The 26,850-nt window shown below is 70.4% G+C and carries 20 protein-coding genes; 11 read left to right on the forward strand and 9 right to left on the reverse strand.

The window, feature by feature from the left end; translation table 11 throughout:
- Positions 1 to 166: 166 nt before the first annotated feature.
- Both recD2 and LIV37_RS31820 read left to right on the forward strand, forming a co-directional pair.
- Positions 167 to 2,410, forward strand: a complete 2,244-nt coding sequence (gene recD2, locus LIV37_RS31815) for an SF1B family DNA helicase RecD2 (RefSeq protein ID WP_020871193.1) — start codon at positions 167 to 169, stop codon at positions 2,408 to 2,410.
- 139 nt (positions 2,411 to 2,549) lie between these two features.
- Positions 2,550 to 3,851 carry a citrate synthase gene (locus LIV37_RS31820; RefSeq protein ID WP_202979599.1) on the forward strand — a complete coding sequence of 434 codons (1,302 nt, stop codon included), beginning with the start codon at positions 2,550 to 2,552 and terminating at the stop codon, positions 3,849 to 3,851.
- An 803-nt stretch (positions 3,852 to 4,654) separates the two neighbouring features.
- Here the strand turns inward: LIV37_RS31820 and LIV37_RS31825 are convergent.
- From LIV37_RS31825 to LIV37_RS31835, 3 genes are all read right to left on the reverse strand, one after another.
- Entirely contained in the window at positions 4,655 to 6,964 is a 2,310-nt protein-coding gene (locus LIV37_RS31825) for a heavy metal translocating P-type ATPase (protein ID WP_020871195.1), read from the reverse strand.
- Between the two features lie 87 nt (positions 6,965 to 7,051).
- Positions 7,052 to 7,276 carry a heavy-metal-associated domain-containing protein gene (locus LIV37_RS31830; protein WP_020871196.1) on the reverse strand — a complete coding sequence of 75 codons (225 nt, stop codon included), beginning with the start codon at positions 7,274 to 7,276 and terminating at the stop codon, positions 7,052 to 7,054.
- Positions 7,277 to 7,487: 211 nt separating this feature from the next.
- Positions 7,488 to 8,147: a TetR/AcrR family transcriptional regulator gene (locus LIV37_RS31835; RefSeq protein ID WP_020871197.1), complete on the reverse strand. Its 660-nt coding sequence runs from the start codon at positions 8,145 to 8,147 to the stop codon at positions 7,488 to 7,490.
- A 167-nt stretch (positions 8,148 to 8,314) separates the two neighbouring features.
- Between LIV37_RS31835 and LIV37_RS31840 the strand changes: the two genes are divergently transcribed.
- On the forward strand, positions 8,315 to 10,681 hold the full coding sequence (locus LIV37_RS31840) for an MMPL family transporter (protein WP_020871199.1): 2,367 nt from the start codon (positions 8,315 to 8,317) through the stop codon (positions 10,679 to 10,681).
- 26 nt (positions 10,682 to 10,707) lie between these two features.
- Here LIV37_RS31840 and LIV37_RS31845 read toward each other — a convergent pair whose 3' ends face one another.
- The 6 genes from LIV37_RS31845 to LIV37_RS31870 all read right to left on the reverse strand — a co-directional run bounded on the left by LIV37_RS31845 (position 10,708) and on the right by LIV37_RS31870 (position 16,375).
- On the reverse strand, positions 10,708 to 10,917 hold the full coding sequence (locus tag LIV37_RS31845) for a helix-turn-helix transcriptional regulator (RefSeq protein ID WP_020871200.1): 210 nt from the start codon (positions 10,915 to 10,917) through the stop codon (positions 10,708 to 10,710).
- A gap of 274 nt (positions 10,918 to 11,191) precedes the next feature.
- Positions 11,192 to 12,211: a Gfo/Idh/MocA family protein gene (locus LIV37_RS31850; protein WP_020871201.1), complete on the reverse strand. Its 1,020-nt coding sequence runs from the start codon at positions 12,209 to 12,211 to the stop codon at positions 11,192 to 11,194.
- Between the two features lie 118 nt (positions 12,212 to 12,329).
- Positions 12,330 to 13,250 carry a sugar phosphate isomerase/epimerase family protein gene (locus LIV37_RS31855; RefSeq protein ID WP_020871202.1) on the reverse strand — a complete coding sequence of 307 codons (921 nt, stop codon included), beginning with the start codon at positions 13,248 to 13,250 and terminating at the stop codon, positions 12,330 to 12,332.
- A 155-nt stretch (positions 13,251 to 13,405) separates the two neighbouring features.
- Positions 13,406 to 14,281, reverse strand: coding sequence for an ATP-binding cassette domain-containing protein (locus tag LIV37_RS31860; protein ID WP_020871203.1), 876 nt, complete (start codon positions 14,279 to 14,281; stop codon positions 13,406 to 13,408).
- 5 nt (positions 14,282 to 14,286) lie between these two features.
- Entirely contained in the window at positions 14,287 to 15,357 is a 1,071-nt protein-coding gene (locus LIV37_RS31865; protein WP_020871204.1) for an ABC transporter permease, read from the reverse strand.
- Between the two features lie 7 nt (positions 15,358 to 15,364).
- On the reverse strand, positions 15,365 to 16,375 hold the full coding sequence (locus LIV37_RS31870) for a substrate-binding domain-containing protein (RefSeq protein WP_121825152.1): 1,011 nt from the start codon (positions 16,373 to 16,375) through the stop codon (positions 15,365 to 15,367).
- A 290-nt stretch (positions 16,376 to 16,665) separates the two neighbouring features.
- Here LIV37_RS31870 and iolC point away from each other — a divergent pair, with 290 nt between their 5' ends.
- The 8 genes from iolC (at position 16,666) to LIV37_RS31910 (ending at position 26,740) form a co-directional block, all read left to right on the forward strand.
- Entirely contained in the window at positions 16,666 to 17,613 is a 948-nt protein-coding gene (gene iolC / locus LIV37_RS31875; RefSeq protein WP_020871206.1) for a 5-dehydro-2-deoxygluconokinase, read from the forward strand.
- Between the two features lie 88 nt (positions 17,614 to 17,701).
- On the forward strand, positions 17,702 to 18,589 hold the full coding sequence (locus LIV37_RS31880; RefSeq protein WP_044575027.1) for a Cgl0159 family (beta/alpha)8-fold protein: 888 nt from the start codon (positions 17,702 to 17,704) through the stop codon (positions 18,587 to 18,589).
- Positions 18,590 to 18,618: 29 nt separating this feature from the next.
- Positions 18,619 to 19,524 (forward strand): 5-deoxy-glucuronate isomerase, encoded by a 906-nt coding sequence (gene iolB / locus LIV37_RS31885; protein WP_020871208.1) that lies wholly within the window; start codon positions 18,619 to 18,621, stop codon positions 19,522 to 19,524.
- A complete protein-coding gene (gene iolD, locus LIV37_RS31890; protein WP_121824271.1) occupies positions 19,521 to 21,407 on the forward strand; it encodes a 3D-(3,5/4)-trihydroxycyclohexane-1,2-dione acylhydrolase (decyclizing) in 1,887 nt (628 codons plus the stop codon). The genes iolB and iolD overlap by 4 nt, the downstream gene beginning before the upstream one ends.
- A gap of 28 nt (positions 21,408 to 21,435) precedes the next feature.
- Positions 21,436 to 22,932, forward strand: coding sequence for a CoA-acylating methylmalonate-semialdehyde dehydrogenase (locus LIV37_RS31895; RefSeq protein ID WP_020871210.1), 1,497 nt, complete (start codon positions 21,436 to 21,438; stop codon positions 22,930 to 22,932).
- A 244-nt stretch (positions 22,933 to 23,176) separates the two neighbouring features.
- Complete coding sequence (locus tag LIV37_RS31900) at positions 23,177 to 23,641, forward strand: hypothetical protein (protein WP_121824270.1); 465 nt, start codon at positions 23,177 to 23,179, stop codon at positions 23,639 to 23,641.
- A gap of 82 nt (positions 23,642 to 23,723) precedes the next feature.
- Positions 23,724 to 25,838: an FUSC family protein gene (locus LIV37_RS31905; protein ID WP_020871212.1), complete on the forward strand. Its 2,115-nt coding sequence runs from the start codon at positions 23,724 to 23,726 to the stop codon at positions 25,836 to 25,838.
- Positions 25,839 to 25,978: 140 nt separating this feature from the next.
- Positions 25,979 to 26,740 carry a thioesterase II family protein gene (locus tag LIV37_RS31910; protein WP_121824269.1) on the forward strand — a complete coding sequence of 254 codons (762 nt, stop codon included), beginning with the start codon at positions 25,979 to 25,981 and terminating at the stop codon, positions 26,738 to 26,740.
- Positions 26,741 to 26,850 lie beyond the last annotated feature (110 nt).

Below are 26,850 nucleotides of genomic sequence, written 5' to 3' on the forward strand. Positions count from 1 at the left end.
TTACATGGAAGGAGGCAAGGGGTCGGCCCCCGGTGAAACCGGATCGTGATGTTCCGCGACCGGACACCGTGGTATTCCGCGACCGGACACCCGCCCTCGTTCCTTCCCCGCAGGCGTTGTCCACAGGCCCGAACCGTCTGTCGGCTCCCGGCGGTACGGTCGGGGCATGCTCAAACTCGCGGTGGTGGAAGGGGTCCTGGAGCGGATCACCTACGCCAATGAGGAGAACGGCTACACGGTCGCGCGGGTCGACACCGGCCGTGGCTCCGGCGATCTGCTCACCGTCGTCGGCTCGCTGCTGGGCGCCCAGCCGGGCGAGTCGCTGCGGATGGAGGGCCGCTGGGGTTCCCATCCGCAATATGGCAAACAGTTCACGGTCGAGAACTACCAGACCGTCCTCCCCGCCACCGTCCAGGGCATCCGGCGCTATCTCGGCTCCGGGCTGATCAAGGGCATCGGCCCCCGGATCGCCGACCGGATCACCGAGCACTTCGGCGTCGACACCCTCGACGTCATCGAACAGGAGCCCAAGCGGCTGGTCGAGGTCCCCGGCCTCGGCCCCAAGCGCACCAAGATGATCGCCGCCGCCTGGGAGGAGCAGAAGGCCATCAAGGAGGTGATGGTCTTCCTCCAGGGGGTCGGCGTCTCCACCTCCATCGCGGTGCGGATCTACAAGAAGTACGGCGACGCCTCGATTTCGGTCGTGAAGAACGAGCCGTACCGGCTGGCGGCCGACGTCTGGGGCATCGGCTTCCTCACCGCCGACAAGATCGCCCAGTCGGTCGGCATCCCCCATGACAGCCCCGACCGGGTGAAGGCCGGCCTGCAGTACGCGCTGTCCCAGTCCGCCGACCAGGGCCACTGCTATCTCCCCGAGGAGCAACTCATCGCGGACGCGGTCAAGTTGCTCCAGGTGGACACCGGCCTGGTCATCGACTGCCTGGGCGAGCTCGCAGCCGAGGACGAGGGCGTGGTGCGCGAGCCGGTCCCGGGCCCGGCGGACGGCGAGCAGGTCTCCGCCGTCTATCTGGTGCCCTTCCACCGCGCCGAGATCTCCCTCGCGGGCCAGGTGCTGCGGCTGCTGCGCACCGAGGAGGACCGGATGCCCGCCTTCCGGGGCGTGGACTGGGACAAGGCCCTGAGCTGGCTGGCCGGCCGCACCGGCGCCGACCTGGCGCCCGAGCAGAGCGAGGCGGTGCGGCTCGCGCTGACCGAGAAGGTCGCGGTGCTCACCGGCGGGCCGGGCTGCGGCAAGTCATTCACCGTGCGGTCCGTGGTGGAGCTGGCCCGCGCCAAGAAGGCCAAGGTGGTGCTCGCGGCGCCCACCGGCCGGGCCGCCAAGCGGCTGTCCGAGCTGACCGGCGCCGAGGCCTCCACCGTCCACCGCCTGCTGGAGCTCAAGCCCGGCGGGGACGCGGCGTACGACAGGGACCGCCCCCTCGACGCGGACCTGGTGGTGGTCGACGAGGCGTCCATGCTCGATCTGCTGCTGGCCAACAAGCTGGTCAAGGCCGTCCCGCCCGGTGCCCATCTGCTCTTCGTCGGCGATGTGGACCAGCTGCCGAGCGTGGGCGCCGGGGAGGTGCTGCGCGATCTGCTGTCCCCCGGCAGCCCCGTCCCCGCGGTGCGGCTGACCCGGATCTTCCGCCAGGCCCAGCAGTCCGGGGTCGTCACCAACGCCCACCGGATCAACGAGGGGGTGCCGCCGGTCACCCAGGGCCTGTCCGACTTCTTCCTCTTCGTCGAGGACGACACCGAGGAGGCCGGGCGGCTCACGGTCGATGTCGCGGCCCGCCGCATCCCCGCGAAGTTCGGCCTCGACCCCCGCCGTGACGTGCAGGTTCTGGCCCCGATGCACCGCGGCCCGGCGGGCGCCGGCACGCTCAACGGACTGCTTCAGCAGGCCATCACCCCGGCCCGCCCGGACCTCCCGGAGCGCCGCCTCGGCGGCCGGGTCTTCCGCGTCGGCGACAAGGTGACCCAGATCCGCAACAATTATGAGAAAGGGGCCAACGGGGTCTTCAACGGCACGGTTGGCGTCGTCACCTCACTCGACACCGATGAGCAGCGGCTGACCGTGCGGACGGACGAGGACGAGGAGGTACCGTACGACTTCGACGAGCTGGACGAGCTGGCTCATGCCTATGCGGTGACCATCCACCGGTCACAGGGCAGTGAGTACCCGGCCGTCGTGATCCCGGTGACCACCGGGGCCTGGATGATGCTGCAGCGCAACCTCCTGTACACGGCCGTGACCCGTGCCAAGCGCCTTGTGGTGCTGGTCGGCTCGCGCCGCGCGCTGGGGCAGGCGGTGCGCACCGTCTCGGCGGGCAGGCGCTGCACCGCGCTGGATCACCGACTCGGCGGCGATGTGACAGTCGAGCGTGTCAGATGGGTTTCCGAACGATGACGAACGGGGCAGGATGGCCGTGAAGGCGGCACTGAGTGCCGCCAAAAGGCTCTTCGGCCGACCCCGAGTGCACGTTCGCTACCCGAGTAGGGGAAGGTGGGGGGAGTCAGGGCACCTCGAAGAAGAGAACCAGACGTCGGTGAGGGATGACGTGAGCGACAACTCTGTAGTACTGCGGTACGGGGACGGCGAGTACACCTACCCGGTGGTCGACAGCACCGTCGGCGACAAGGGCTTCGACATCGGAAAGCTGCGCGCCCAGACCGGTCTGGTGACCCTGGACTCCGGTTACGGCAACACCGCCGCGTACAAATCCGCGATCACCTATCTGGACGGTGAGCAGGGCATCCTGCGCTATCGCGGCTACCCCATCGAGCAGCTGGCGGAGCGCGCCTCCTTCCTGGAGACGGCCTTCCTGCTGATCAACGGGGAGCTGCCGACCGTCGATGAACTGGCGGCCTTCCGTGAGGACATCACCCGCCACACGCTGTTGCACGAGGACGTCAAGCGGTTCTACGACGGCTTCCCGCGTGACGCCCATCCGATGGCGATGCTGTCCTCCGTGGTCAGCGCGCTGTCGACCTTCTACCAGGACAGCCACAACCCCTTCGACGAGAAGCAGCGCAACCTCTCGACGACCCGGCTGCTGGCCAAGCTGCCGACCATTGCCGCTTACGCGTACAAGAAGTCGGTCGGCCACCCCTTTGTCTACCCGCGTAATGACCTCGGCTATGTCGAGAACTTCCTCCGGATGACCTTCTCGGTCCCCGCCCAGGAGTACGACCTCGACCCGACCGTGGTCTCCGCGCTCGACAAGCTGCTGATTCTGCACGCCGACCACGAGCAGAACTGTTCGACCTCCACGGTCCGGCTGGTCGGTTCCTCGCAGGCCAATATGTTCGCCTCCATCTCGGCGGGCATCAACGCCCTGTGGGGCCCCCTGCACGGCGGCGCCAACCAGTCCGTGCTGGAGATGCTCGAGGGCATCCAGGCTTCGGGCGGCGACGTCGACACCTTCATCCGCAAGGTGAAGAACAAGGAAGACGGCGTGAAGCTCATGGGCTTCGGGCACCGCGTCTACAAGAACTTCGACCCCCGGGCGAAGATCATCAAGTCGGCGGCGCACGATGTCCTCTCCGCGCTCGGCAAGTCCGACGAGCTGCTCGACATCGCGCTCAAGCTGGAGGAGCACGCGCTCGCGGACGACTACTTCGTGGAGCGCAAGCTCTACCCGAACGTGGACTTCTACACCGGTCTGATCTACCGGGCGATGGGCTTCCCGACCGAGATGTTCACCGTGCTGTTCGCGCTCGGCCGGCTGCCGGGCTGGATCGCCCAGTGGCACGAGATGATCAAAGAGCCGGGCTCCCGCATCGGCCGCCCCCGCCAGATCTACACGGGTGTGGTCCAGCGCGACTTCATCCCGGTCGAGGAGCGCTAGAGCAAATTCGCGTCTCCGGGTGCCTCCGTCCCCCTTGGGCCGGGGGCACTTCGCGTTATATGGATGCTTGGTCCCGGTCGGGTGCCCGCCCCACGGAAGGGCCGAGCACCTTCGCGCATGTGGGTGCTCGGTCCCGGTCGGGTGCCCCTCTCAGGGGGCCGGGCGCGTTCGCGTATGTGGGTGCTTGGTACCCCGGTCGGGTGCCCCTCTCAGAGAGCCGGGCACTTTCGCGTATCCGGCCCATGGGGCTGACCGGCGAGTGAGCCGAAGGGGCGCGTCGCTGTCGTAAGGGAGAGCGCGCGGAGGCCCCTGAGGAACGAAGGGGCCGAGCACGGTCGACCGTCGACAGGGGGTACCTCCCAGCGGTAGCTGGGGGAGACTTATGCGCCCCGGAGGCGAACCGAGCCTCAAAAAGATAGCGAGAAGCGCCCCGCTGCCGATCCCCCCACGGGTCGGAGCGGGGCGCTTCCCTTGCCCCGGAGCGGATTCCCCCCACGGGATCCGGCCGGGTGTCTCTATGGGCCCTTGCGGGCCGTTTGGCGACGCGATCTGCCGGGACGCGTACCTACGGGAGGGCCGCTCAAAGCTCCCCGAGTACGTCGTCCCGGCTACGCGTAGCAGGATCCGTCCCCCAAGACGTATCCCCACCGTCCCATTAGACTCGCGACCCCCCGCAATGGTTACGTTGGGTTGCCTGTGATCTGCGTCTCTTGTCATAAGGGCCATAAAAGGGCAAGAGCCTCGATTTGAAGATCGAGGCTCCGCCGTATGGGTGTTGTGCGGCTTATGGGGACTTGGTGAATCTATGTGGACGCTGTGAAGGTCCGCAGTCGCAGACTGTTCGTCACCACGAACACTGACGAGAACGCCATCGCGGCTCCCGCGATCATCGGGTTCAGCAGTCCGGCCGCCGCGAGCGGCAGCGCGGCGACGTTGTAGCCGAAGGCCCAGAAGAGATTGCCCTTGATGGTGCCGAGGGTCCTGCGCGCCAGCCGGATCGCGTCCCCCGCCACTCGCAGATCGCCCCGGACCAGGGTCAGGTCCCCGGATTCGATGGCCGCGTCCGTGCCCGTGCCCATCGCGAGTCCCAGGTCGGCGGTGGCGAGGGCGGCCGCGTCATTGACCCCGTCGCCCACCATGGCGACCGTACGGCCCTCGTCCTGCAGCCGCTTCACCACGTCCACCTTGTCCTGCGGCAGTACCTCGGCGATGACGTCGTCGATGCCGACCTCGCGGGCCACCGCCTCGGCGACCAGCCGGTTGTCGCCGGTCAGCAGGATCGGGGTGAGGCCGAGCGCCCGCAGCTGGGCGACCGCCTCGGCGCTGGTCTCCTTGACGGCGTCGGCCACCAGGAGGACGCCGCGCGCCTCGCCGTCCCAGGCCACCGCGACCGCTGTCTGCCCCTCGGACTCGGCCGCCGCCTTGGCGGCCGCCAAGGCGGCGGGCAGTTCGATGGCCCAGGCGCCCAGCAGCTTCTCGCGGCCGACCAGCACCGCGTGGCCGTCCACCGTGCCCTGGACGCCGAGGCCGGGCTCGGAGCGGAAGTCCGCGGGCGCCGGGAGGTCGCCGATCCGCTCGGCCGCGCCGTCCGCGATGGCCCGCGCGATCGGGTGCTCCGAGGCGTGTTCCAGGGCGCCCGCGAGCCGTAGCAGCTCCCGCTCGTCCACGCCGGGCGCCGTGACGGCCCCGCGCAGCCGCATCTGCCCGGCCGTCACCGTGCCGGTCTTGTCCAGGACGACGGTGTCCACCCGGCGCGTGGACTCCAGCACCTCGGGCCCCTTGATCAGGATGCCCAGCTGGGCGCCGCGGCCGGTGCCGACCATGAGCGCGGTCGGGGTGGCCAGGCCCAGGGCGCAGGGGCAGGCGATGATCAGGACGGCGACGGCCGCGGTGAAGGCGGCGGCCGGGTCGCCCGTGGCGAGCAGCCAGCCCAGCAGGGTGCCGACGGCGATCAGCAGCACGACCGGTACGAAGATCCCCGAGACCTTGTCGGCGAGCCGCTGCACCTCGGCCTTGCCGTTCTGCGCGTCCTCGACCAGCTTGGCCATGCGGGACAGCTGGGTGTCCGTGCCGACCCGGGTGGCCTTGACCACGATCCGGCCCGACGCGTTGACGGTCGCGCCCGCCACCGCGTCGCCGACCCCCACGTCCACCGGCACCGACTCGCCGGTCAGCATCGAGGCGTCCACGGCGGAGGAGCCCTCGACCACCGTGCCGTCGGTGGCGATCTTCTCGCCGGGGCGCACCACGAAGCGGTCGCCGACGGTCAGCTCACCGACGGGGATCCGTACTTCCACGCCTCCGTGCAGCACGGCCACGTCCTTGGCGCCGAGCTCCAGCAGCGCGCGCAGCGCGGCGCCCGCCCGCCGCTTGGACTTGGCCTCCAGATGGCGGCCGAGCAGGATCAGCGCGGTCACCCCGGCCGCCGCCTCCAGGTAGATCGAGGACGATCCGTCGGTGCGGGAGACGGTGAGGTCGAAGCCGTGCCGCATACCGGGCATGCCCGCGTGGCCGAAGAACAGCGCCCACGCGGACCAGCCGAGGGCCGCCAGGGTGCCGATGGAGACGAGGGTGTCCATGGTGGCCGCGCCGTGCCGGGCGTTCGTCCAGGCGGCCTTGTGGAAGGGCGCGCCGCCCCAGACGACGACCGGCGCGGCGAGGGTGAGCGAGAGCCACTGCCAGTTGTCGAACTGCAGGGACGGCACCATCGCCAGCACCACGACGGGCAGGGACAGTGCGAGGGAGACGAGCATGCGGTGGCGCAGGGAGTCCGGTGCGGCCTCGCCGCGCGGGTCGGCCTCCGGTGCGGCGGCGTCCCCGGGGGCGCGGGGCTCGGGCACGGCGGGGCGCGGTTCCTCGGCGGTGTACCCGGTCTTGACGACGGTGGCGATCAGGTCGGCGACCTCGATCCCTTCGCCGTAGGACACCTTGGCCTTCTCGGTGGCGAAGTTCACCGTGGCGGTGACGCCGTCGAGGCGGTTGAGCTTCTTCTCGACACGGGCGGCGCAGGACGCACAGGTCATCCCGCCGATGGCGAGTTCGACCTGCGAGGGCCCGCCGGTCGTCGCCGTGGTGTCGGCGGCGGGCCCGGCGGGGGGTGCCGTGCTGGTCATGTCTGGTCTCCTGGGAGGAGGGCCGGGCCGTGCGGCGACTGTATGAGCAGGGCGGCACGGTCCGGCGGGGGTTTGGTGGGGGCTCGCTCAGGCCCGGCCGGCGAGCTCGTAGCCCGCCTCGTCCACGGCGGCGCGGACGCTCTCGTCGTCCAGCGGGGCGGCCGAGACCACGGTGACCTGGCCGGTGGACGCCACGGCCTTGACGGAGGTGACGCCGTCGAGGGCGCCGATCTCCTCGTTGACGGCGCCTTCGCAGTGGCCGCAGGTCATACCGGTCACCTTGTAGACGGTGGTGACTGCCTCGGAGCTCATGGGGGTTCTCCTGTGTGGGGTGAACGTGACGGTCGGTGCGCAGGAGGCACCGGAATGCCTCAGCGTCTCCTGGCAATCCCCACTCTATACCCCTAGGGGGTATGGATGGAAGCCGGTGGTGCGCCGGTCGGTGACCGGTGCGGCGCGCCCGCGCACACCCCTCCGCGGCCCGGGGCGGGGGAGGGGTGGGTGACGAGGTGTGGTGCGGGGGTCAGGGCCGGGCGGGGGCTCCCTCGGTGCCGAGCACCGGGGCGAGATAGCCGTACAGGGCGGTCTTCAACTCCGCTACGTACGCCTCCCGTTCCGCGCCCTCATGGCCGAGGATCAGCCCCAGTCCGGCCTTGAACAGGGCGAACGCCATGTTCGCGGTGTGGGTGCGGCGCTCGGGGGAGAGGTCGGGGCTGCGGACGCCGATCAGCTCGTTGATGCGGTCCTGGATCGAGTCGTGCAGGGCGGCGTGCTCCTCGAGGAAGTGGCCCGGCGCGTCGGAGGACTGGAGCAGGGTCAGGAAGGCGGGGTTCGCACAGTTGAACTCGATCATCGGATCGAGGACCGCGTCGAGCAGTTCGCGCAGCGGCAGCGCGGCGTTCTGCAGGGTGAAGACCACCCCGTGGGTCTCCAGCATCCGGCGGTTGAGGCGCTCGCCGAGCTCGACGGCGATGGCCTCCTTGTTCGGGAAGAACTGGTACAGCGTGCCGGGGGAGACCCCGGCCTCGCGGGCGATGGCGTTGGTGCTCGCGGAGGTGTAGCCGGCGCGGCAGAAGACGCTGGCGGCGGCGTCGAGCAGCTGCTGGATCCGGCGCTCGCCGCGCGCCTGTCTGCGGCGCGGCTTCGCCGTCTCATCGGGCTGGTCCGCCTTGCTCTCGCTCACCTGTTTTCCCCGGCTCTCCGTGTTCGATTGACAAACACGAGCGCCCGCTCGCATTCTTGAGAAACGCGAGCGGTCGCTCGTGTTTACCGCCCATGGTAATCAGCGACCCGTGCTGCCTACGGACATTTGGTGGCGGCATGGGGCACAGGTGAAGGGGACACCGCGCCATGACCGATGTCAACCGCCCACCCGAGGACCGGATCGGAGGGTGGACCCGCCTGGTCACGGCGCGTCCTCGGCTGTCCCTGCTGATCGCTTTGATCTTCACCGCGCTGGCCGTCGTAGCCGGGAGCGGGGTCGCCGACCGGATGGGAAGCGGCGGCTGGGAGGACCCCGCGTCCGAGTCCGCGTATGCCACCAAGGCGCTCGAGAAGCGCTTCCCCGCCTCCCAGCCCAATCTGATCCTGCTCGTCGACAGCGGTAAGAAGACCGTGGACGATCCGGCCGTCGCCGCCGAGGCCCGGTCGCTGGCCAAGAAGCTCTCGGACGAGAAGGCGGTCACCGGGGTCACCTCGTACTGGACCACCGGCGCGCCCTCGCTTCGCGCCCGGGACCGGGGCGAGGCGATCATCGCCGCGCGGGTCCTGGGCGATGAGTCGGCGGCGGGCAAGGCGCTGGAGCGCATAGCGCCCCACTACCGGGGCGCCCACGGCCCGGTCGAGGTGCGGGTCGGCGGGATGGTCGCGGTCCGCCATGAGCTGCAGTCCACCATCCAGGAGGATCTGCTGCGGGCGGAGATGATCGCCCTGCCCATCACCCTGGTGCTGCTCGTGATGGTCTTCGGCAGCGCCGTGGCCGCCCTGCTGCCGCTGGGCGTCGGCATCATCGCGATCCTCGGCACCGACGCGGTGCTGCGCGGGCTCACCGAGTTCACCGATGTCTCGGTCTTCGCGCAGAACCTGACCACCGCGCTCGGCCTCGGACTCGCCATCGACTATGCCCTGTTCATCGTGCGCCGCTTCCGCGAGGAGCTGGGCCGGGGCGCGGAGAAGCTGCCCGCCGTCGCGGCCACGCTGCGCACCGCCGGGCGCACCGTGCTCTTCTCGGCGCTGACCGTCGCCGCCTCGCTCGCCGCCATGCTGGTCTTCCCGCAGTACTTCCTGCGCTCCTTCGCCTATGCGGGGATCGCGGTGGTGCTGATCGCCGCCACCGCGGCCCTGGTGGTCCTGCCCGCGGCGCTCATCCTCCTGGGCGACCGGGTCAACGCACTGGATCTCACCCGGCTGCTGCGCCGCCGCCGCCCGGCCCGTGGCGGTGAGCCAGGAGCGGGCTGGGCGCGGCTCGCGCGGCTGGTGATGCGGCGCGCCCCGGTGTTCGCGCTGGCCACCGTCGCCGGTCTGGTCGCGCTGGGACTGCCGTTCCTGAGGGTGGAGTTCGGCACCGCGGACGACCGCCAGCTGCCGTCGAGCGCCGAGTCCCATGTGGTGCAGCAGCACATCCGGGAGGGGTTCCCCGGCGGTCCCGGGGGCGCGGTGGAGGTCCTCGCCGAGGGCCGCGGCACCACCGGCACCAAGGCCCTCGCCGACTACAGCGCCAAGGTCTCCGCCCTCCCCCAGGTGCTGCGGGTGGACAGCCCGGCGGGCCGGTTCGCCGACGGGCGGCGGGTGGCCGAGCCGGGGCCGGCGGAGGCGGCGCGGCTGTCCGATGGCTCGGCGGAGATCACCGTGCAGCCCAAGGGCGAGGCCGTGGACACCGCCAGCCAGGATCTGGTGCGGACGATCCGCGCCCAGGAGCCGTCGTTCACCACCTCGGCGACCGGCACCGCCGCCGTCCTGGTGGACACCAAGGACTCCATAGCCGACCGGCTGCCCTGGGCCGCGGCCATCATCGTCGCCGTCACCCTGCTGCTGGTCTTCCTGCTCACCGGAAGCGTGCTGATACCGATTCAGGCCGTGCTGCTCAACGCGCTCAGTCTGACGGCGATGTTCGGCGCGGTGGTGTGGGTCTTCCAGGACGGGCATCTGTCCGGTCCGCTGTCCTTCACCACCTCCGGCGATATCGAGACCACCCTGCCCGTCCTGATGTTCTGCGTCGCCTTCGGGCTCTCAATGGACTACGGGGTTTTCCTGCTCTCCCGGATCAAGGAGGAGTACGACCGCACCGGGGACCATCAGGCGGCGGTGGAGTTCGGGCTGCGGCGCACCGGCGGCCTGATCACGGCGGCGGCACTGATCCTCGCCGTGGTGATGGTGGGCATCGGCACCTCGCGGGTCACCAACACCAAGATGCTGGGGCTGGGTATCGCCCTGGCCGTGCTGATGGACGCGATGGTGGTGCGCGGGCTGCTGGTGCCGGCGGTGATGAAGCTGACCGGCCGGGCCACCTGGTGGGCCCCGGGCCCGCTGCGCCGGCTGCACACCCGGTTCGGGCTGAGCGAGGGGGAGTCCACGGATGCCGCCACCGGCGGCAATGCCGACGATCGCCAGTACGGCGTCAAGGGCGGACCTCACGGTGAGGTCGGGGCACATGGTGAGGACGGGGTTCAGGGAGAGGGGGAGGAGGCGCCGCGGGACCGGGTGAGCACGGGCCGCTGACGGCTCACGCGGGTGTGACGGCACCGCTAGTCCTTGCCGTCACGCCGGGCGCGACGGTTGCCGGGTCTGCGGACCACCCAGGAGCGGATCGTATCCGCGTACCAATACGGTTTGCCGCCCTCCACATGATCGGGGGGCGGCAGCAGACCGTGCTTGCGATAGGACCGTACGGTGTCGGTCTGCACACCGATATGCGCGGCGATCTCCTTGTACGACCACAGCCTCCGGTCGGTCATCTCTTATGCCCTTCCGCAGGGCGTCGCGGTCACGGCCCGGTGGGGCCGTCGGGGGAGCCACGGCGCGCCTGCTCACATTCCATCAGCCTGTGCCCGGTCAACGACGCTGAGTGAAGGGCGGCCCGGGGCTGTTGAACATCTGTGACGGAGGCGTGTGGAGATGTGACCGCTGTGACACACGGGTGACGCAGCGGACGAGACTCGGACGTCATGACCACAGCGGGCCGGCCGTGAGGTCACGGCCGGCCCGCTGGGTGTGAGCTGGAGGCGGGTGTCAGCTGTAGAGGGCGGGGCGCTCGATCATCTCGACGGCGGTGCGCTGCCCCGTGGCCTGGGCCCGGACCCCCGCCTCGCTGACGGCGGTCGCGGCATAGCCGTCCCAGGTGCTGGGGCCCTCGACCTCCCCGCGCCGGGTGGCGTTGACCCAGCTCTGCACCTCGCGGTCGTACGCCTCCTCGAAGCGGGCCACGAAGTCGGGGGCGATCTCCCCGCCCCAGGTGCCGGGCCGGTTGACCAGCATCCCGTGGGCATCGCCGACGCGGGCGGTGCCACGTTCGCACACCGCCTCCGCCTGCACCTGGTAGCCGAAGCCGCAGGTGGCGAAGATCTCCACATTGACGATCGCCCCGCCGGTGGTCTCGAAGACCACCAGTTGGGGGTCGCTGAGCGGCTCGGGCGACAGCGAGCTGGGGGTCGGCTTGAGCACGGTGACCGCGGCGATCTCCTGCTCCAGCAGCCAGCGCGACTGGTCCATCTCATGCACCACCGAGTCTGTGATCATCATCTCGTTGGTGAAGTACGAGTGCACCGAGGCATTGCGGTGGCGGCAGTGCAGCAGCAGCGGGCGGCCCAGCTCGCCCCCTGCCAGCAGCGCCTTGAGCTTCATGAACTCGGTGTCGTAGCGGCGCATGAAGCCCACCTGCACCCGGCGGTGGCCCAGCCGCTGTTCGGCCTCCAGCACCCGCAGCGCCGACGCGGAGTCCGGGGTGAGCGGCTTCTCGCACAGCACCGGCAGATCGCGTTCGAACGCGCTGAGCAGCGCGGCCTCGTGCGCGGGCCCCGGCGAGGCGATCAGCACCGCGTCCACGCCGGGCGCGGCCATCGCGGCGGCCGGGTCGGTGAACGCCTGACAGCCGTCGGCGGTGTCGGCGACCGCCTTGGCCCGCGCCTCGTCGATGTCGACCACGGCGGCCACCCGGGCGCCGCTGATCACGTCGTTGATGCGGCGGACATGGTCGGCGCCCATCTTGCCGGTCCCGATGACGGCGACCCCGAGCGTTCCCTGCTGGGTCATAGACTGCTCTCTCTTCTCTCTCTGCTCTCTGGACGGTTCGAAAGCCCGTGGGGGCGAAGGCCCGTACTGGGCGAAAACCCGTACTGGGCGAGGGCCCCTGGGGGCGAAAAGGGAGGGGTCAGGCGCCGCAGGAGCGCAGGAAGCGCCGGGTGCGCTCGGCGATGGGGAAGGGCTGGCCGGGCGGGCAGGGGTACATGTCCTGCTCGACGATGGCGAACAGATCCACATTCAGGTTCTGGGCCGCGGTCAGGACGGGGCCCAGCTCCGGGACGCCGTTGGGCGGTTCGCACATCACACCGCGCTGGACGGCGGAGCCGAACGGCACCTGGTTCTTGACCACATCGGCGAGGATCTCCGGGTCGACCTGCTTGAGGTGGAGATAGCCGATGCGCTCGCCGTAGGTCTCGATCAGCTTGACGCTGTCGCCGCCGCAGTAGGCGTAGTGGCCGGTGTCCAGGCAGAGGTTGACCAGGCCCGCGTCGGTGGCGTCCAGGAAGCGGGCCACGTTCTCCTCGGTGTCGATATGGGTGTCGGCATGCGGGTGGACGACGATGTCCAGCCCGAAGCGCTCCCGCACCTCACGGCCGAGCCGCTCCATCCCGGTGGACAGATGGCGCCACTGCTCCGCGGTGAGGGTCGGGGGCTCGATCAGCTCGGCGGTCTTGTCGTCCCGCCAGAAGGAGGGGATGACGACGAGATGCTTGGCGTTCATCGCCCGGGTCAGCTCGGCGACCTGGGAGACATGCTCCCAGGTGGCGTCCCAGACCTCGGGGCCGCGGTGCAGCGAGGTGAAGACGGTGCCCGCGGAGACCGTGAGACCGCGCCGGCCGGTCTCCTCGGTGAGCCGGACCGGGTCCGTGGGCAGATAGCCGTACGGACCCAGCTCGATCCACTCGTAACCGGCCTCCGTGACCTCGTCGAGGAAGCGCTGCCAGGGGACCTGCTGATCGTCGTCGGGGAACCACACCCCCCAGGAGTCGGGGGCCGAGCCGACCCGGATGCGGTCCAGGGCGGGTACGGGGGAGGCGTCGGCAGTCATGGCAGAGGGTCTCCTCGGTGTGCTGGGGTGCCCGCGTCGTGCTGTTTTGGGCAGCTTCACCGTCCGGGCGGGTGGCCGTCAAGGTTTCGTCAGGACATTCGGACGTCTTGTCAGCGAAAGGCGTCGGAAGGATGGCGTCCGTCAGGTGGTGTCCGTCAGGAGGAAGGAGCGGTCACCTCCTCCGGCAGTTCGTCCACGTCGACCCCGCGGACCTGGGCCAGCTCATGCTTGAGCGCGGCCAGTTCGGCACCGCCGGCCATATGGTTGGTGAGCTCTTCGAGGCTGACGTCCTCGCGTGCCGCGTTCAGCTCCAGGGCGCCGAGCCGGAGCACCGCGAAGTGGTCGCCGACCATATAGGCGTGGTGCGGGTTGTGGGTGATGAAGATGACGCCGAGCCCGCGCTCGCGCGCCGCCGCGATGTACTTGAGCACCACACCGGACTGCTTGACGCCGAGCGCCGCGGTCGGTTCGTCCAGGATCAGCACCCGGGCGCCGAAGTGGACCGCCCGGGCGATGGCCACGGACTGCCGCTGGCCGCCGGAGAGGGTGCCGATGGGCTGCTCCAGGTTGTCGAGGTGGATGCCCATGGCGGACAGTTCCTCGCCGGTGATCTGCTTCATCCGCTCGATGTCCAGCCGCCGCACCGGCCAGGGGCCGCGGGTCAGCTCGGAGCCGAGGAAGAAGTTCCGCCACACCGGCATCAGCGGCACGGTGGCCAGGTCCTGGTAGACGGTGGCGATGCCCAGGTTCAGGGCGTCGCGCGGGGTGTTCAGCCGCACCGGCTTGCCGTCAACGAGGTATTCGCCCTCGTCATGCGGGTGCAGTCCCGATACGATCTTGATCAGGGTGGACTTGCCGGCGCCGTTGTCGCCGAGCACACAGGTCACCCGGCCCGGCCGGACGGCCAGGTCGATGCCCTCCAGGGCGCGGATGTTCCCGTAGAGCTTGCCCACGCCCCGCAGCCGGATCACCGGCTCCTCGTCCGGGGCGGGAGCCTGTGCGGCGCTGTCCTTGGTGATGTTCGTTGCCATTCCGATCACCTCCTGGCGGCCTGACGGCGCACCCACAGATTGACGAGGGTCGCGAGCAGCAGCATCACGCCGACGAAGAACTTGAACCAGTCGGGGTTCCAGTTGGCGTAGACGATGCCCTGGTTGACCATGCCGAAGATGAAGGCGCCGAGGACCGCGCCGATCGCTGAGCCATAGCCGCCGGTGAGCAGGCAGCCGCCGATCACGGCCGCGATGATGTAGTAGAACTCGTTGCCCACGCCCTCGCCGGCCTGCACGGTGTTGTACTCGAAGAGCAGATGCATGCCCACGAACCAGGCCGCGAAGCCCACCGTCATAAAGAGGGCGATCTTGGTGAGGTTCACGGGGACGCCCACGGCCCGCGCGCTCTCCTTCGAGCCACCGGCCGCGAAGATCCAGTTGCCGAACTTGGTGCGCAGCAGCACCCAGGTGGCGATGGCGGCGAAGACCAGCCACCACAGCACGGTGATCTTCACATCGACGCCGAAGACGTCGATCTCGGAGGCGAAGAGAGATTTGGCCTGGTCGAAGCCGTCCATGTCGCTGATGGAGTCGGTGGCGACATTGGTGGTCAGCAGCTTGGTGATGGCCAGGTTGGCGCCCTGGAGCATCAGGAAGCTGGCGAGGGTGACCAGGAAGCTGGGCAGCCCGGTCTTGATCAGCAGCAGTCCGTTGATCAGCCCCACGGTGAGCGAGACCAGCAGGGCGACGAGCACCCCCACCCAGACATTGGTGGTGAGCTGGAAGCTGAGCATGCTCGCGGCCAGCGCCGAGGAGGTGACGGCGACTCCGGCCGACAGGTCGAACTCACCGCCGATCATCAGCAGGGAGACGGCCAGCGCCATGATGCCCATGGTGGACGCCTGGTAGAGGACGGTGGCGAAGGAGTCGGCCTGCCGGAAGGTGGGGGCGACGGCGAAGAAGAAGAGGTAGACGCCGACGGCCGCGACCAGCGCCCCGATCTCGGGGCGGGCCAGCGCCCGCCGGGCCAGCGAGCGCTCGGCGGTGCGGCTCTTGGGCGGGACCGCGGGGGAGGCGGGCGGGGTGGCGGCCGCCGGGGTGGCGGTATGGGTCATGACCGGATCACCGCGTTCCCTTCTGGGCGAACTTGGCGATGGTGTCCACGTTGTCCTTGGTGACGAACGCGGGCCCGGTAAGCACGGGCTGCTCGCCGCCGCCGCTGAAGTTGCCGTTGTTCTTGTAGAGCCACAGGGAGTCGATGGACAGATAGCCCTGGAGGTACGGCTGCTGGTCGACGGCGAACTGGACGTCGCCGCTCTGCACGGCCGAGACCAGGTCCTTGTTGAGGTCGAAGGTGGCGACCTTGGCCTTGTCGCCGGCGTCCTTCGCGGACTGCACGGCGGTCAGGGCGAACGGGGCGCCCAGGGTGACGACATAGTCGATGCTCGAATCCTGCTTGAGCTTCGCGGAAATCGTCGACTTGACCGACGGCATGTCGGTTCCGTTGACGTAGAGGACATCGGTCTTGCCCTTGAAGGTCTTCTTCACGCCCGCGCAGCGGGCCTCGAGGGCGACATGGCCCTGCTCCTGGATCACACAGATGTCGTGCTTGGCGCCGATCTCGTTGAGATGCTTGCCGAACGCCTGGCCCGCGATGTTCTCGTCCTGGCCGAAGTACTCCAGCAGGCTCATGTCCTTCCACTGGTCGAGCCCGGCGTTGAAGGCGACGACCGGGATCCCGGCCTTCTTCGCCTTGGCTATCGCGCCCTTCATGGCGTCGGGCTTGGCGAGGGTGACGGCGATGCCGTCGACCTTCTGGTTGATGGCGTTCTGGATCAGGTTGGCCTGGTCGGCTCCGTTGGGGTTGCTGGAGTAGACGAGGTCGACGTTGTCCTTGGCCGCCGCGGCCTTGGCGCCCTTGCGCACCGTGTCCCAGAAGGTGTCGCCCGGGGCGGCGTGGGTGATCATCGCGATCCTCATCCGCGGGGTGTCGGCCTTACCGGCCGCGAGGCCGGCGTCGGCTTCCTGGGCCTTCTTGCCACCCTGACTGCTGCAGCCCGCCGCCAGGAGGGCGGCTGCGGTGGCGAGTGCGGCGAGGCCCGCTCTGCGGTGTCGATTGAGTCTGAGGTCCATCCGTTCCAGCACCTCTCAAAAGCTCAAAGCCAGGTCCGTCGAATCAGCACGGCCGTTGCAGAACGGGAGCCTCTCCCCGTGGATGGCCACTGTCAAGACTTTGTCATGACAACATTTCATCCGGACGTAACGGGGCGATAACGCGACCCATGGGCCCGGATGATTACGTCCGTATGTAAGGACAAAGTCTTGACAGTGGGCGGGGCACACGTCTAGACCTGAAGGGCCGGGGTGGATCCCGGAGTTCTGAGTACCAGACCCTGAGCTGCGTCTTTCCCGAAGGGGCAGGCATGAGTGAGCCGCACGACCTGATCACGATGGGCCGCATCGGAGTGGACCTCTATCCACTGCAGACCGGTGTGCCACTGCCGCAGGTTGAATCGTTCGGAAAGTTCCTCGGCGGCTCGGCGACCAATGTCGCGGTCTCCGCGGCCCGCCTCGGCCACCGCTCCGCGGTGATCAGCCGCACCGGGGCGGATCCGTTCGGCGACTACATCCACCAGGAGCTGCGGGCCTTCGGGGTGGACGACCGCTTCGTCACCCCCGTCGAGGAGTACCCCACCCCGATCACCTTCTGCGAGATCTTCCCGCCGGACGACTTCCCGCTGTACTTCTACCGCCGTCCCAAGGCGCCCGATCTGGAGATCCACTCCGCTGAGCTGGACCTCGACGCCATCCGCGCCGCCCGGATCTTCTGGATGACCGGCACCGGGCTCAGCGAGGAGCCCAGCCGCACCAGCACCCTCGCCGCGCTCGCCGCCCGCGCCAGGAGCGGCACCACCGTCTTCGACCTCGACTGGCGGCCGATGTTCTGGGCCGATCCGGAGACCGCCCGACCCTTCTACGCCGAGGCGCTGCGCCACGCCACCGTCGCCGTCGGCAACGTCGACGAGTGCGAGATCGCCACGGGCGCGCGCGAGCCCAAGGCATGCGCGCAGGCGCTGCTGGACGCGGGCGTGGAGATCGCCGTCGTCAAACAGGGCCCGCGCGGGGTGCTCGCCGTGCACCGCGACGGCACCACCGCGGAGGTCCCGCCGGTCCCGGTCGAGGTGGTGAACGGGCTCGGCGCGGGTGACGCGTTCGGTGGCGCCCTGTGCCACGGGCTGCTCTCGGGCTGGCCCCTGGAGCGCGTGATGCGGTACGCCAACGCGGCGGGCGCCATCGTCGCGTCCCGCCTCGCCTGCTCCTCCGCGATGCCCACCACGGCGGAGGTCGAGGCTCTGCTGGCCGGGGACTGACCCCGGCGCCAGGCCCTCCCCCTCGTCCGGTCATGCGGTCCCCGCGCCCCGTGTGCCCTTCATGAATCGCGAATGCGAGGAAAATCCCTTGAGTATCAGCGTTTCCGACCTTGTGACGGTGCGCAGCCGCCACCCGGAGGCCATCGCCGAGGCGGCCGCCCGCCGGGTCCGCCGCCCCCTCATCGGTGACAGCGGCCGTCTGATGATCGTGGCCGCCGATCACCCGGCGCGCGGCGCCCTCGCCGTCGGCGGCCACAAGCTGGCCATGGCCAACCGGGTCGAACTGCTGGAGCGGCTGTGCGTGGCGCTGTCCCGGCCCGGGGTCGACGGGGTGCTCGCCACCGCCGACATCCTCGAGGACCTGCTGCTGCTCGGCGCCCTCGACGGCAAGGTCGTCATGGGCTCGATGAACCGCGGCGGCCTCGCCGGGGCCTCGTTCGAGCTCGACGACCGGTTCACCGGACACCGCCCCCAGGACATCGAGCGCCTCCGCTTCGACGCCGGCAAGCTGCTGCTGCGCATCGACTACGAGGACGCCGGTTCGCTGACCACCATGGTCACCACGGCCCGCGCCATCGACGACATGGCGGAGCGGCGGCTGCCCGTCTTCGTCGAGCCGTTCATCTCCCGGCGGACGGGCGGAAAGGTCGTCAACGACCTGTCCGCCGAGGCCGTCACCAAGTCCATAGCCATCGCCTCCGGCCTCGCCGGAACCTCCGCCTACACCTGGCTGAAGGTGCCCGTCACCGACGACGCCGACGAGATGGCGGCGGTGATGGAGACGAGCACTCTTCCGGCGGTGTTGCTCGGCGGCGACGTGGGCAAGTCTCCGCAGGACCAGGAGGAGGCGTACGAGAAGTGGCGCAAGGCGCTGGGCCTGCCCACCGTGCAGGGGCTGGTCGTCGGCCGCTCCCTGCTCTATCCGGCGGAGGGCAGTGTCGAGACCGCCGTGGACACCGCCGTCGGACTGCTGTGACGCTGTAAGAAAGGCAGAGACTTCACGCCATGACCACCACCGATCCGTTCCCCGGCTTCCATGTGCAGGCCGGCAAGGCGGCCGACGGCCCCTACGCCGTGGACATCGACCCCGAGCGGGCCGGCTGGGGCCACTCCAGCCTGCGGATCCTCGATCTGCCGCCCGGCGGTTCGCACTCGCTGGCCACCGGGGACAGCGAGTGGATCGTGCTGCCGCTGAGCGGCGGCTGCACCGTGATCGCCGAGGGCGAGACATTCGAACTGCTCGGCCGGGAGAGCGTGTTCAGCGGGGTGAGCGACTTCGTCTATCTGCCGCGCGACTCCCACGCCCAGATCGCCAGCGGCGCGGGCGGCCGCTTCGCGCTCACCGGCGCCCGCTGCGAGCGCCGGCTGCCCGCGCGCTACGGACCGGCCTCCGCCGTCCCCGTCGAACTGCGCGGCAGCGGCAACTGCTCGCGCCAGGTCAACAACTTCGCCGCCGCAAGCGTCTTCGAGTGCGACAAGCTCATCGCCGTCGAGGTGCTCACCCCGGGCGGCAACTGGTCCTCGTACCCGCCGCACAAGCACGACCAGTGCCGCCCCGGTGAGGAGAGCGAGCTGGAGGAGATCTACTACTTCGAGATCGCCGAGGCCCACGGCAACGAGGGCGTCGGCTATCAGCGGGTCTCGCCGTCCGGCCACGGCCGCGGCACCGATGTGCTCGCCGAGGTCCGCTCCGGTGACACCGTCCTGATCCCCGACGGCTGGCACGGCCCCTCCATCGCCGCCCCCGGGCATGACATGTACTACCTCAACGTCATGGCGGGACCGGAGGCGGAGCGCGCCTGGCTCATCTGCGACCACCCCGACCACGCCTGGATCCGCTCCACCTGGCCGGACCAGCCCGTCGACCCCCGTCTGCCCCTCTACCAAGCACCCGCTGGAGAACCACGATGAACGCTTCGGCAGTGCGCCGCCTCACCGTCGCCCAGGCACTGGTGGAGTTCCTGGCCCACCAGTACACCGAGCGGGACGGGCAGCGGCATCGCCTGATCAACGCCACCTGGGGGATCTTCGGCCATGGCAATGTGGCCGGGCTCGGCCAGGCGCTGCTGGAGTCCGGGCCGGACACCATGCCGTACCTCCAGGGCCGTAACGAACAGGCGATGGTGCACGCCGCGGTCGGCTACGCCCGGCAGAACAACCGGCTCGCCGCCCAGGCCGTCACCACCTCCATCGGCCCCGGCGCCACCAACCTGGTCACCGGTGCCGCGCTCGCGACCGTCAACCGGCTGCCGGTGCTGCTGCTGCCCGGCGACACCTTCGCCACCCGGCCCGCCGACCCGGTGCTCCAGCAGCTCGAAGTGGGTTACGCGGGCGACATCTCGGTGAACGACGCGCTGCGCCCGGTCTCCCGCTACTTCGACCGGGTGGTGCGCCCCGAGGCGCTGATCCCGGCCGCGCTCCAGGCCATGCGGGTGCTGGCGGACCCGGCCGAGACCGGCGCCGTCACGCTGGCCCTGCCGCAGGACGTCCAGGCCGAGGCGTTCGACTGGCCCGAGGAGTTCTTCGCCGACCGGGTGTGGCACGTGCGCCGCCCCGTCCCCGAGGCGGCCGAGGTGGCCGCCGCCGCGCGGACCATCCGCGCCGCCCGCCGGCCGCTGATCGTCGCGGGCGGCGGGGTCCACCACAGCGAGGCCGAGGACAGCCTGCGCGCCCTCGTGGACGCGACCGGCATCCCGGTGGCCTCCACCCAGGCGGGCAAGGGCTCGCTGCGCTACGACCACCCGGCCGACATCGGCGGCATCGGCCACACCGGCACCGCCGTCGCGGACGACCTCGCCCGCACCGCCGACCTGGTCATCGGCGTGGGCACCCGCTACAGCGACTTCACCACCGCCTCCGCGACCCTGTTCGCGGACCCGGCCGTCCGCTTCCTCAACCTCAACTTCACGCCGTTCGACGCCCATAAGCTCGGTGCCACCACCGTGGTCGCCGACGCCCGCGCCGCGCTCGAAGCGCTCACCGCCGAGCTGACGGGCCATCGCGTCGACGAGACGTACGAGGCCGAGTACCGCACCGGGAAGACCGCGTGGGAGCGCCGGGTGGACGCCGCGTACGCCGCCGGGGACGAGACCGCCCGCCCGTCCCAGACCCAGGTCCTGGGCGCGCTGGACGCGGTCGTCGGGGACGAGGACGTGGTGATCAACGCGGCGGGCTCGCTGCCGGGCGACCTCCACAAGCTGTGGCGCGCCCGCTCCCCGCGCCAGTACCACCTCGAATACGGCTACTCCTGCATGGGATACGAGATCCCCGGCGCCATCGGCGTACGGCTCGCGGCGCCCGGCACCCCGGTCTGGGCGCTGGTCGGCGACGGTACGTATCTGATGATGCCCACCGAGATCGTCACCGCGGTCCAGGAGGGCATCAACATCAACGTCGTGCTGCTCCAGAACCACGGCTACGCCTCGATCGGCGGTCTGTCGGAGACCACCGGCGCCGAGCGCTTCGGCACCGCCTACCGCTTCCGGGCGGCCGACGGGCAGTACACCGGCGATCCGCTCCCGGTCGACCTGGCCGCCAACGCCGCCTCGCTGGGCATGGACGTGCTGCGCGCGGAGAGCGTGGGCGGGCTGCGGGAGGCGCTCGCCGAGGCCCGCGCCTCGGACCGGCCCACATGTGTCTATGTGGAGACCGAAACGGCCGACACAGTGTCCGGCGCACCCGAGGCACAGGCGTGGTGGGATGTGCCTGTCGCCCAGACCGCGACCCGTCCGGCCGCCGTGAAGGCCCGCGAGGACTACGACCGGCAGGCCGCCGCACGCCGCCGCCACCTCTGACGTTTTTCTAGAGAAAGGCTCCGCACCCATGCAGACCGTCAACCACTGGATCGGCGGCAAGACCGTCGAGGGCGCGACCGGCGCGTACGGGCCGGTCTACAACCCCGCCACCGGCGCCCAGGACACCCAGGTCGCCCTGGCCTCCGTGGACGAGGTCGACGCGGCCGTGGCCGCGGCCAGGGAGGCGTTCCGCTCCTGGGGCACGGTGTCCCTCGCCAAGCGCACCGCGATCCTCTACAAGTACCGCGAGCTGCTGGACGCCCACCGCGACGAGATCGCCGAGCTGATCACCGCCGAGCACGGCAAGGTCCACTCGGACGCGCTCGGCGAGGTGGCCCGCGGTCTGGAGATCGTGGAACTGGCCTGCGGGATCGCCGAGAAGCTGAAGGGCGAGCTGTCCACCCAGGTCTCCACCGGGGTCGACGTCTCCTCGATCCGCCAGCCGCTGGGTGTGGTCGCGGGCATCACGCCGTTCAACTTCCCGGCCATGGTGCCGCTGTGGATGTTCCCGGTGGCCATCGCCTGCGGTAACGCCTTCGTCCTCAAGCCCAGCGAGAAGGACCCCTCGGCCTCCCGCCGGCTGGCCGAGCTGGCCTCCGAGGCGGGGCTGCCGGACGGGGTGCTCAACGTGGTCAACGGCGACAAGGTCGCCGTCGACCGGCTGCTTGAGCACCCGGACGTCGCCGCCGTCAGCTTCGTGGGCTCGACCCCGATCGCGAAGTACATCCAGTCCAAGGCCGTCGAGCACGGCAAGCGGGTGCAGGCGCTCGGCGGCGCCAAGAACCACATGCTGGTGCTGCCCGACGCCGATCTGGACTTCGCGGCGGACAACGCCATCAACGCGGCCTACGGCTCGGCCGGTGAGCGCTGCATGGCGGTCTCCGTCGTGGTCGCGGTCGGCGACGCGGGCGACGACCTGGTGAAGAAGATCGCCGACCGGGCCGCCAAGTTGCGGATCGGCCCCGGGAACGACCCGGCCTCCGAGATGGGCCCGCTCATCACCAAGGAGCACCGCGACAAGGTCGCCTCCTATGTGCACGGGGCCGCGGCCCAGGGCGCCGAGGTGGTCGTGGACGGCACCGGGTACTCCGTGGAGGGCCATGAGAACGGCTTCTTCATCGGCGTCTCGCTGCTGGACCGGGTCCCGCCGACCGCCGACGCCTACCGTGACGAGATCTTCGGCCCGGTGCTGTGCGTGGTGCGCGCCGAGACCTACGACGAGGCCATCGCGCTGATCAACAGCTCGCAGTGGGGCAACGGCACGGCCATCTTCACCCGTGACGGCGGCGCCGCCCGCCGCTTCCAGCTGGAGGTGGAGGCGGGCATGGTCGGCGTCAACGTGCCGATCCCGGTGCCGGTGGGCTACCACTCCTTCGGCGGCTGGAAGGACTCGCTCTTCGGCGACCACCACATCTACGGCAACGACGGGGTGCACTTCTACACCCGTGGCAAGGTCGTCACCACCCGCTGGCCGGAGCCTTCGGAGGAGGTCGGCATCAACCTCGGCTTCCCGAAGAACCACTGAGGTGTATGTGACGTGTGATGCGCACGTCTGAGTGGTTTCCCCGCCCCCTGCCGGACCCGGTCCGGCAGGGGGTTTCGCCGTTGTGAGGTGCGGGGATCCTGCGGGGATCCCAGGGGCCGCATGCGAAGTTCTCATGTCCCAGGGACAGTTGAGCAACCATTCGAGGGGCTGAAGGGTCTTCTTGTGTGCTCGCCCGGCTAAGGGGCGAATCATCAGCGCAAGACCATACACAGGGGGATTTTCCATGCTTGATTCCATTCGTGCGCTTCGTTCCCGAGCCGCGGTGGCCGGCGGCTGTGTGGCCGCGCTCGGCCTCGGATTCGCCCTGGCCGCCGGGTCGCCCGCCTCGGCCACCGAGCGGACCGACCCGAACGGCCGCTACACCGCCGAGGAGATCCACCACTTCCTGGAGGGCTTCTACGGAAACCACGGCCCGCGCCCCTGGGAGCGGGAGCACCTGGTCTCGGACCAGCTCAAGGAGGAGGCCGCCCAGACGCCCGACTACGACCTGCTGCTGTGCGCGCAGAACGAGCCGCAGGACATCGAGGTCGGCGAGGTGACCACGGCCCAGTCGGCGCGGGTCGGCTGGGCGACCATCACCACCCACTGGGGCCAGGCACCGACGACCCGGTCCTTCACCGCGTATGTGGACCTCGACGCCAGCCGGCCGATCCAGCTCCTCCAGGTGGACTGCGCGCCCGGGGACTGACCCCCGCCAGGGGCCGTGCCTGGGAGAACCGGACCGGAACGGCTGGTTCAGTTCTCCCGGGGCCACCCCGTAGTCTCGCCGCATGACCTGGTCGCACGCGCTGAAGGAGACCGCCCGGACGGGCCTCGCGATCGAGCGCACCAGGACCGAACCACTGGTCGCGGTCCGCGGCGCGTGCGGGGTCGCGCTCGTCGTCGGGGTGGCGCTGTGGCTGGGCTCGCCGACACTGGCCGTCTCGGCGGCCTTCGGCGCCTTCTCCGCCGGGATCGCCACCTTCCAGCGCAGCTGGCGCCCCCGCCCCTGGCTGGCGCTGGCCGCCGCGAGCGGTCTCGCGGTGAGCACCTTCCTCGGCTATCTGGCCGCCGCCCACACCCTCACCTTCGTCCTGATGCTCGCCGTATGGACGCTGATGACGGGCATGTCGTGGGCGGTCGGCCCGGTTTCCGGGCTGGTCTCCACCCAGATGGTGGCCGTCATGCTGATCACGGTCACCCTCCCGACCTCGGTCACGGGCGCCCTCGGGCACGCCCTGCTGGTCGGGCTCGGCGGTGTGGTGCAGGCCGCGCTGATCGTGCTCTTTCCGGTGCGGCCGTGGGGTGTGCAGCGCGACGCCCTCGCCGACGCGCTCGCCGCCGTGGCCGACTACGCCCGCAGGCTGCGCCACGAGCCGGTGGCGCCCTTCGACCCCAAGCCGCTGATGGACGCCCGCGGCGCCGCCGCCGTGACGCCCCGTCAGGCCCGGCGGCGGCCCCGGCAGCTCAGCGGCTACCGGCTGCTGGCCGAGCGGATCCGCCCGGTGCTCGCCTCGCTCGCCGACCCGGTGGTCGGCGCCCCCGAGGAGGGGCCCGAGCGGGACCGGGTGCGGGAACTGCTGGCCGCCACGGCCACCGTGCTGGACGCGGTGGCCCACGCCATCCGCCACGGCACACCGGTGCGGGTGCCCTCCGGGGCCATGGCCGTCCTGCGGATGCCGGCGGACGGACCCAAGCTGACCGGTGCCGCCCGCCGTGCCGCGCTGCGGCTCTTCTCACTGGTGGCGGACGTGGTGGAGGCGTCCGACGAGCCGGTGGAGGAGGTGTCCGCCGAGGGCCGGACGGTGCACCGCTTCCTGCCCCGCCCCGGTATCGGGGGCACCGCCGCCATGGCGCTGCGCGCCGTCCGCCGCGAGACCCGCTGGTCCTCGCCGGTGCTGCGCCACGCGGTGCGGCTGTGCGCGGTGAGCGTCAGCGGCTATCTGCTGAGCACGACGCTGCCGCTGGGCCACTCCTACTGGGCGCCGCTGACCTCCACGATGGTCCTGCGGCCGGACTTCGCCCAGACCTACTCCCGCGGTGTCGCCCGCTTCCTGGGCACCCTGGCCGGGGTGCTGGTCGGCGGCGGGGTGGTGGCGCTGGTCCACCCCGGTTCGTATCTGAGCGCCGGGCTGGCCGTGCTGTCCGTCCTGTCGATGTATCTGCTGCTGCGCACCGGCTTCATCGTGACCTCCGCGTGCGTGAGCGCGTACGTGGTCTTCCTTCTCAGCATCGCGGGCGAGGCATGGCATCAGACCGTGCAGGCACGGGTGGCGCTGACGCTGCTCGGCGGGGTCCTGGCGATGGTCGCGTACGCGGTCTTCCCCGCCTGGGAGACACCGCGGCTGCGGGACCGGCTCGCGGACTGGCTGGCCGCCAACGGCGCGTTCGCCACCGCCGTCTTCGACGCCTACGCCCGGCCCGCCGACCGCCGTCCCCGCCAGGTGCGGGACGCCCTGCTGGACGCCCGCGCGGTGCGGGCGGCCTGGGAACAGAGTGAGACCCAGGCGCACCGCGAACCGGTGCGCCACCGCGGGCTGTCGCGGCCCGCGGCGCGGGCCGCGCAGACGGCGCTGTCCACGATGGGCCGGGTCGCCATGTTGCTGGAGGCGCATCTGCCGGAGCGGGACGCGCCGCCGTCGGAGGAGGCCGGGGATTTCGCCGAGGCGCTGCGGCAGGCGCTGCCGGAGGCGGTGAAGGCGGTACGGGAGCGGCGGCCGCTCAACTGGTCGCCGGTGCACCGGTCGCTGGAGCGTTGGCGGCAGCGGTCCGGGGACCGTCCGGGGGTGGCGCTGCGCGACGCGGAGCAACTCGTCGACGCCCTGGACGATCTGGTGGAGGCGCTCAACAAGAGCGCACGACAGTCACGCACGCCCCGTGACCCCAGTCAAGAAGAATCCCCCTAGACTAGGGGTGCCCCCTACATCATTGGGCGTGTTAATCATGAAGGGGCGGTGCTTGCCGACGTGTCCTCGGGCGCGTGCCGGGTACGCTCTGCCGTCTGTCCCCCACATATTGCTTGACGAGCGAAAGACTTTCCCTACGCATGGGTGCACAGCGAGAAGACAGCGTCTGGATACGACGATTCCATCCGGTGCCCGAGAGTCGCGCCCGTCTGGTCTGTCTGCCCCACGCCGGGGGTTCGGCGTCGTTCTTCTTCCCGATGTCCCAAACGCTTTCGTCGTCCGCCGATGTCCTGTGCGTGCAGTATCCGGGGCGTCAGGACCGGCGGCAGGACCCGCTGATCGAGAACATCGACGAGTACGCCGACGCCATCGCCGCGGAGTTGAAGCCCTGGCTCGATCTCCCGGTCGTCTTCTTCGGGCACAGCATGGGCGCCGTTCTCGCGTTCGAGGTGGCCCGCCGGCTGGAGGAGGCCGACCCGGAGTTCTCCGCGCTCGCCCTCTTCGCCTCGGGCCGCCGGGCGCCGTCCCGTTACCGCGACGAGAATGTGCACCGGCGCGATGACGACGGCGTCGTACGCGAGATGAAGCTGCTGAGCGGCACCGATTCCCGCGTCCTCGGAAATGAGGAGATCCTGCGCATGGCGATGCCGGCGATTCGCGGTGACTACAAGGCGATCGAGACCTACCGCTCGCTGCCCGGTGCCGCCGTCCGTTCGCCGATCACCGTGCTGACCGGCGACAACGACCCCAGGACCAGCCTGGAGGAGGCCGAGGCGTGGCGGTCGCACACCACCGGCGCGTGTCACATCCGGGTGTTCCCCGGTGGTCACTTCTTCTTGGCCGGGCAGCAAGGGCCGATTATGAGTCTCGTCGCGGAGGCGCTTTCGGGGTCGAGACCCTGAGCCGGCCGCCTCAGGAACTTGCCCGACGCTCCGGAAAACACCACTCGTCATGCTCGATGCCCCCGGCGGTCCGCTGGGGGCATCAGGTGGCTTCATCGGGGGATGAATTT

The organism is Streptomyces rapamycinicus NRRL 5491 (assembly GCF_024298965.1).
Lineage (GTDB): Bacteria > Actinomycetota > Actinomycetes > Streptomycetales > Streptomycetaceae > Streptomyces > Streptomyces rapamycinicus.

Bases quoted from the DNA above. Each gene is read 5' to 3' on its own strand.
- LIV37_RS31845 (WP_020871200.1), bottom strand. From the start codon at position 10,917: ATGACCGACCGGAGGCTGTGGTCGTACAAGGAGATCGCCGCGCATATC.
- LIV37_RS31905 (WP_020871212.1), top strand. From the start codon at position 23,724: ATGACCTGGTCGCACGCGCTGAAGGAGACCGCCCGGACGGGCCTCGCG.
- LIV37_RS31900 (WP_121824270.1), top strand. From the start codon at position 23,177: ATGCTTGATTCCATTCGTGCGCTTCGTTCCCGAGCCGCGGTGGCCGGC.
- iolD (WP_121824271.1), top strand. From the start codon at position 19,521: ATGAACGCTTCGGCAGTGCGCCGCCTCACCGTCGCCCAGGCACTGGTG.
- LIV37_RS31850 (WP_020871201.1), bottom strand. From the start codon at position 12,211: ATGACCCAGCAGGGAACGCTCGGGGTCGCCGTCATCGGGACCGGCAAG.
- LIV37_RS31910 (WP_121824269.1), top strand. From the start codon at position 25,979: ATGGGTGCACAGCGAGAAGACAGCGTCTGGATACGACGATTCCATCCG.
- recD2 (WP_020871193.1), top strand. From the start codon at position 167: ATGCTCAAACTCGCGGTGGTGGAAGGGGTCCTGGAGCGGATCACCTAC.
- LIV37_RS31855 (WP_020871202.1), bottom strand. From the start codon at position 13,250: ATGACTGCCGACGCCTCCCCCGTACCCGCCCTGGACCGCATCCGGGTC.
- LIV37_RS31860 (WP_020871203.1), bottom strand. From the start codon at position 14,281: ATGGCAACGAACATCACCAAGGACAGCGCCGCACAGGCTCCCGCCCCG.
- LIV37_RS31895 (WP_020871210.1), top strand. From the start codon at position 21,436: ATGCAGACCGTCAACCACTGGATCGGCGGCAAGACCGTCGAGGGCGCG.
- LIV37_RS31865 (WP_020871204.1), bottom strand. From the start codon at position 15,357: ATGACCCATACCGCCACCCCGGCGGCCGCCACCCCGCCCGCCTCCCCC.
- iolC (WP_020871206.1), top strand. From the start codon at position 16,666: ATGAGTGAGCCGCACGACCTGATCACGATGGGCCGCATCGGAGTGGAC.
- LIV37_RS31830 (WP_020871196.1), bottom strand. From the start codon at position 7,276: ATGAGCTCCGAGGCAGTCACCACCGTCTACAAGGTGACCGGTATGACC.
- LIV37_RS31840 (WP_020871199.1), top strand. From the start codon at position 8,315: ATGACCGATGTCAACCGCCCACCCGAGGACCGGATCGGAGGGTGGACC.
- iolB (WP_020871208.1), top strand. From the start codon at position 18,619: ATGACCACCACCGATCCGTTCCCCGGCTTCCATGTGCAGGCCGGCAAG.
- LIV37_RS31825 (WP_020871195.1), bottom strand. From the start codon at position 6,964: ATGACCAGCACGGCACCCCCCGCCGGGCCCGCCGCCGACACCACGGCG.
- LIV37_RS31870 (WP_121825152.1), bottom strand. From the start codon at position 16,375: ATGGACCTCAGACTCAATCGACACCGCAGAGCGGGCCTCGCCGCACTC.